Below are 676 nucleotides of genomic sequence, written 5' to 3'. Positions count from 1 at the left end.
CAAAGTTCTGTTCGAAGGACCGGAACCCGGCACGATCGTGCAGTATTTCAAGGACGATGCGACCGCCTTCAATAATCAGAAAAAAGGGGTTATCAGCGGCAAAGGCGTGCTGAACAACCGGATTTCTGAGTATCTGATGACGCGCCTCACCGAAATCGGCATTCCCACGCACTTCATCCGCGCGCTCAATATGCGTGAGCAATTGGTGCGTCAGGTCGAAATCATTCCGATTGAAGTCGTCGTGCGCAATGTGGCGGCGGGTTCTATGTCCAAACGTCTTGGTATTCCCGAAGGCACGCCGCTGCCCCGCGCTATCATCGAATATTATTATAAGAACGATGAGTTGGGCGATCCGATGGTTTCGGAAGAGCATATCACTGCCTTCGGCTGGGCCAGCACGCAAGATATCGATGATATGATTCACCTGACCTTGCGGGTGAATGATTATCTTTTGGGGCTTTTCCTTGGCGTTGGTCTGAAGCTCGTTGATTTCAAGCTGGAATTCGGCCGCCTGTGGGATGAAGAGGAAATGCGCATCGTTCTGGCCGATGAAATCAGCCCAGACAATTGCCGCCTCTGGGATGTGAAATCGAATATGAAGCTCGATAAGGACCGCTTCCGCCAGGATCTCGGCGGGGTGCAGGAAGCCTATCAGGAAGTCGCCCGCCGCTTGGGC

General features: G+C 53.3%; 1 protein-coding gene. It reads left to right on the top strand.

Annotation, left to right across the window (positions count from 1 at the left end):
- Positions 1–676 (top strand): phosphoribosylaminoimidazolesuccinocarboxamide synthase (purC, locus tag VZ95_RS21000; protein ID WP_045777602.1); only part of this gene is annotated, 676 nt, incomplete at both ends.

The sequence above is a fragment of the Elstera litoralis genome (genome assembly GCF_000963705.1).
GTDB classification, from domain to species: domain Bacteria; phylum Pseudomonadota; class Alphaproteobacteria; order Elsterales; family Elsteraceae; genus Elstera; species Elstera litoralis.
The sequence above is the reverse complement of the archived record's forward strand: the minus strand, read 5'-3'. Positions and strand labels throughout refer to the sequence as shown.